The 5340-nt window shown below is 37.5% G+C and carries 6 protein-coding genes and 1 pseudogene; 3 read left to right on the plus strand and 4 right to left on the minus strand.

Annotation, left to right across the window (positions count from 1 at the left end; genetic code table 11):
• The 3 genes from WBG45_RS11900 to WBG45_RS11910 all read left to right on the plus strand — a co-directional run.
• Positions 1–524: 3-hydroxyacyl-CoA dehydrogenase family protein (locus WBG45_RS11900; protein ID WP_424414820.1), on the plus strand; the 524-nt coding region annotated here is incomplete at its 5' end.
• A gap of 102 nt (positions 525–626) precedes the next feature.
• Positions 627–1109 carry an HIT family protein gene (locus WBG45_RS11905; protein WP_424414821.1) on the plus strand — a complete coding sequence of 161 codons (483 nt, stop codon included), beginning with the start codon at positions 627–629 and terminating at the stop codon, positions 1107–1109.
• A gap of 178 nt (positions 1110–1287) precedes the next feature.
• Positions 1288–1527: a hypothetical protein gene (locus WBG45_RS11910; RefSeq protein WP_424414822.1), complete on the plus strand. Its 240-nt coding sequence runs from the start codon at positions 1288–1290 to the stop codon at positions 1525–1527.
• 272 nt (positions 1528–1799) lie between these two features.
• Here the strand turns inward: WBG45_RS11910 and WBG45_RS11915 are convergent, their stop codons facing one another.
• From WBG45_RS11915 to WBG45_RS11930, 4 genes and pseudogenes are all read right to left on the minus strand, one after another.
• Complete coding sequence (locus WBG45_RS11915; RefSeq protein ID WP_424414824.1) at positions 1800–3467, minus strand: hypothetical protein; 1668 nt, start codon at positions 3465–3467, stop codon at positions 1800–1802.
• Between the two features lie 544 nt (positions 3468–4011).
• Positions 4012–4614: an NUDIX hydrolase gene (locus WBG45_RS11920; RefSeq protein ID WP_424414828.1), complete on the minus strand. Its 603-nt coding sequence runs from the start codon at positions 4612–4614 to the stop codon at positions 4012–4014.
• Positions 4615–4632: 18 nt separating this feature from the next.
• Positions 4633–5136, minus strand: coding sequence for an N-acetyltransferase family protein (locus WBG45_RS11925; RefSeq protein WP_424414826.1), 504 nt, complete (start codon positions 5134–5136; stop codon positions 4633–4635).
• Positions 5137–5156: 20 nt separating this feature from the next.
• Positions 5157–5340, minus strand: a pseudogene (locus WBG45_RS11930) (FMN-binding negative transcriptional regulator); the annotation flags it as partial.

The following is a 5340-nucleotide window of genomic DNA, read 5'->3' on the forward strand; positions in this document are numbered from 1 at the left end:
TGCTGATTGGCCATCCGTTTAATCCACCACTAGTTATGCCATTAGTTGAAGTGGTGCCAGGAGAGTTTACTTCAACTGAAGCTGTTGAAGATGCGCTGACATTTTATAAAGCGCTTGGCAAAGCTCCACTACACATACAAAAAGAAGTTTTTGGCTTTGTGGCAAACCGTTTGCAGTTTGCGATGTTGCGAGAAGCTATGTATTTAGTTGATGAAGGCGTTGTCAAAATGAAAGATGTCGATGAAATTGTCAAAGATTCCATTGGTTTACGTTGGGCTGCTTCAGGTCCGATGCTCGGAATGCATTTAGGCGGAGGCCAAGGGGGTATGGAAGCATTTATGCGTCACTTAGGACCCACGATGGAAAAAAGCTGGGAAGCACAAGGTCATCTCATGATGGATGAAGAAACGATTTTGAGATTAGCCGAAAAATCGCGTGACTCTTATGGGGATCAAACGATTAACGAACTTGCACAGACACGAGATCAGAAACAAATGGCGATTTTAAAAACACGTACTAAATAAATCAAAAGGCTAATCATGGGGTTATGTCAACCTAGGATACATACGTGAAACAATCCACGTGAGTAAGTGAATCAAGGATGAAAATAATGGAGGTGAGTTTCTTTGAACCCTTATAAACACATGCCATTAGACTATGTGTGCCCTTTTTGCCTTGTTGTAAATGGTGTAGAGGATAAAGGAAACAAGTTAGTTCAATCTAAGCAACAAGATATAGTGTATAAAGATGATTATGTAACTGCGTTAATCGCCACGTTATGGTGGGATAATAATAAAGCACACGTAATAATTATTCCAAACCAACATTTCGAAAATATTTTTGACTTGCCTATTGAATATGCGACTAAAATCCACCAATTGTCTTTGAACGTTTCCTATGCACTAAAAGAGTGTTACCAATGTGAAGGGATCTCTACTCGACAACACAACGAGCCTGGTGGCAGTCAAGATGTTTGGCACTATCATCTTCACGTGTATCCCCGTTATAAAGACGATAATCTTTATAAAATGGACGGGAATATAAGTTCACCGAAAGAGCGTCTATTTTACGCTGAGAAGTTAAGAAATTGGTTTGAAAATAATAAATAAAAGACTGCCTTTATTTTACACGCCAGTTTTTTATTTGAATGAAGTCGAATTCTTCCTACTCCGAGTGTTATGTCAACTAAGGTGGATTTATTTTTCGGATTTCCATAATTATGTATTATTAAATAAAAAGTTTATATAAATCTAAAAATTCCGATAAATTATTTGTGAGGTGAATAAAATGAGTGAAATTAAAAAAATTCATGAAACGCAAACGACAAATACAAACGCCAATGGAGAAAATAAAATATATTCACCAATTGAAGATTTGCAAAATATTGAATCTGGTGGACCATTAAATAAAGAGGGTCTAGATTTAGATTCTCAACCAAAAGGAATAAAATATATCGGTTATTTTATTGTCGGTTCGGTTGTTATAACTTTTCTATTTATCATTTTTAACTTGTCCCAATTTATTTAAGAATTAAACGTTGCATTTGGCCAAATTCGGTCGAATGCAGCGTTTTTCAGTTTTGGGAATGATAGATGACGAATAAATCATGTACCCAAACTTAGTTTCGTATAGGTAACTGAACTTAGATTGTTGAACGAGTTCATGAACATTAATGAAAGAGTTAAGCCTCACATTACACTGTAAATACAGGGTGTTCATTAACTCCTAAGTTTTGTTACAGAGGTGATGTCTAACTAATGGCGTTAAAAATAGGCTACCTTTAAAGGGCAGCCTATTTCCTATTCCAATCCAGTGATTGTTAATTCTTTAACCGGTAAGAATAATTCTCCTGTGTTTAAAAAGGACACATTTACGTTATCATCTACTTCTAAGTAAATCGCTAAAGGCGAGACTTCAGTGGATACCAAGTAATTGGTTCCATCTGCTAACATAAACGACACAATAGTAAAGTCACCCACACGTTCTTTATATACTCGCGCTACTTTTCCTGATACCTTCGCTTCTTCAGCAGTTGAACTACCATCAACTGTACTACCACCACGTTGCAATGCTGTTTTATAAAGCTTTAATGCTTCGTTAGGCGTATTGGCAAAAGTAGAAATTTCAGGGTTCGCTGCAGATACAATAAAGTAGTTTTGCAAGAATCCATTGGCATCTAAAACGGGTGTTAACCAACTCGCTTCTCCGTAAAAATTGTAGAGAATCGGCATTTCTCCAGTCCATTTTTTCTCAATGAATTTCTTTTCAATAATTTGCAATGTGCCTTGTGAATCCATATAAGCATCTTCCATATTACCAGTGAAATACGTCGCTTCTCCCGTTCGTGCATCCGTTAATGAATACCCGAGCATCGAATCGACACCTTCTTTTGGACTTGAGAAATCTGTGAAGTAATACATGTCTCCGTCCTCATTAAAGATAGGACTAACATTTGCTTCAGTTCCATAGCCAGAAGGTAATTTTACGTCTTTCTTACCAAATTTACTATTCCAAAAACCGTGAATATAATTTCCGAAATAATCATTTTGCAAACTTACGACTTCTGGTGAAACAGCACCGTCAATAAAGGCAGGTACTTCATCTAGCGCATACTTTTTAATGTCCCCAGATTGTGGATCCACCAAGGCTACTCCAGTTACTTCAAAACCATTTCTTGCTGATACAAATTTTCCGAATGAACGAATATAGTGAGGTGCTCCTTCATCATCAATTTCTAGTTGCATGTCTCCATAGAAAATCGTTTCCGGCATTTTTAAACGTAAATGACGAGCCACATTTTTTTGAAAGAATGAAGAAGGGGTATAGGTCATTTCTGCTTCAATAAACTTAGGGTTATCTGATGAATCCGTTGCACTCATGGAAAAATAACCAGGTGTTGTATCACCATTTATCCATTTGAAAAAGCCCGAGAATTCAACAGGCGCAATATACACATATGCATCATTTACTTTTTGAATTTGTAAACTACCTAACTCGTAATAGCTTGTGTTAGGAACTTGACCAAATGCTTTTTTCATTTTGTTTCGTGCGAATCTCGGAGGTACACTTGCAGGCGTCTCCGTTTCATCGAATGCCTCGATTTCAACTTCTTGCTTCATTGTTGCTGAATCGAATTTATGGTCAGCATTAAATAACACTGCACTTAACATATAACCACTAAAGATAATGGCAGCTAAAAACAGCACACCTTTCACACGTTGTTCTTTACCTGTTGCTGAAAATGCACCAATTCCAGTTGCTAAAATCGCTAGCGGCCAAAGTGCGGAAGGATTTCGATCTATATTCGTTACATAATAGAAGGCAAAAACGATAATTGCTAAAACTACTGTGGTGCCAATTAATCCAGCTGCGATCCCTTTTCGTTTTTCTTTTGTTAGCGTTAACGGCATGATTATCAGTGCTGCAACGATTGCTACTACTATGCTATAAAGGAAAGTTAATCCCATATGTGTCCCTCATTTCTTAGATGTTATCTTCTTTAATACGGCTGAATAGGTGAAAAGTTTCAACGAACATGTTCTCCAAAAAGACTCCGTTCATCTAGACTGGTGATTTCCGTTACACTGTCTATTCATGTTTCGAAGCTAAGATAGCGAAACTGAAACAGGAGCACCAATTTTAGTATCGCTCGCCATAGGATGCAGAATATCCGCAGTATTTAACGTAGCTACCAAAAGAAAAAGTGACTGCTAGTTAGTAGCAATCACTTTTTACATTACTTTCGAAAAATCGAATATTTATTCTTATTAACAGAAACAATTTCATAGATGCCTTTTGAGGAATTATGATACACGAATATTTGAAGGGTTTTCCTTTTAATTTTTTCAAGAATTCCGGTCATTTGATTGGAGTGAAGGGTGGCGACTCCAGCGGGAAAAGTGCGTCCAGGTGTGACCCCGCAGAGAGAGTAACGAACGAGGAGGCACACGGACCACCCGCGGAAAGCGTCCGCCCGTAACGGAAATCGAGAGTATGAATTACCAAATTGACTCAACCATATAAATGGTGCTGAATGTTATACAACACTTCATTCATATATCCTTTACCGTGTGGAACGAAATCAATAAGTGTCACCATTTTTTCAGCAACATTTTCATTTGAAGTGACATACCGCAAAGTAATTGACTCTACCTTGTTCTGAAATAACCTAATCACTTCTGATAATGGTGCAGAGAAAATCCCGCTTACTTCCTCTACTTGTAAACGAAAGGCTTGATTTTCATTTATCGACTTGTACATAAACGTGTGAGCAAATTCATTATCTATAAATTCTCCATGGACAATGGAGTCCCTAATAATCCCAAGTGATTGGAGTTCATTCATATTCACAAGGAGACCCAATTCTTCTTCGACTTCTCGGAGCCCATCATGTACCATTTCATGAGCAAGTAAATGTCCAGCTGCTGTTATGTCGTATAAATTAGGGAAATCTTTTTTCACCTTGCTTCTTTGTTGAAAGTAAAGATATGGTACATCCAGTTTCATTTGAACAATCCAACAGTGAAATGTTTCATGCCAATGCCCTTCTGTATGAATAACATCTCGAGACTGTTCGCCGATTTTTTGATGATTCTCGTCGAATATGGATAACACTTCTTGCAAGTCATTCACCTACCAAGATAGACTCATATAAATTTCATCTACATATGTATCATTCATTTTCATGGCATGATGCTCAAGACCGAATGATTTAAAGCCAACTTTTTCGTATAATTTTATGGCTACTTTATTTGTGGAGACCACTGTCAAATTAATTTTCTCTACATGTGGCATTTGTTTTGTATACTCTACCACTTCCTGCAAAAGAGCTGTACCAACTCGTTTACCTCTAGTTTTCGGTGTTACATAGACAGCAAACAAGTTTACTCGATGACGGAGTTTTGGGGCTCCTTCTTCTGCAATTGTCATCACACCAACTAATTCGTTATCGATAAAAGCACCCAATGTTGCAGAATTCTCAGAATCCAAGTTACTTTCAACTCTTTTCAAAGGGTTCACTCTTGATATCGCATCTTCATAAGTAGTTGCAAATGCTTCAGGATCTTGTTGCAATGCTTCAAGTCTCAAATCCCAATAAACTTCAGCATCATCACTAGTTAGTTTCCGAATCTCCATTTCTCTTCTCCTATTCTCCTCTAATCAACAGATAGCGATTTTTTACTCATCCATTTCGCAATTTCCTGTTCATCTGACTTACCTATTTTCGATAGTTCGGCAATCACCCGCTCCACTCGTTCTTTCGAGTGATTTTGACTAAGCTTTGCTTTCCCTTCGAGTTTATCGATAGAAATGGTAAAGCCGATCACGCCTTTCGATAAC

The sequence above is a fragment of the Paenisporosarcina sp. genome, assembly GCF_049671445.1.
Classification (GTDB): Bacteria; Bacillota; Bacilli; order Bacillales_A; family Planococcaceae; genus Paenisporosarcina.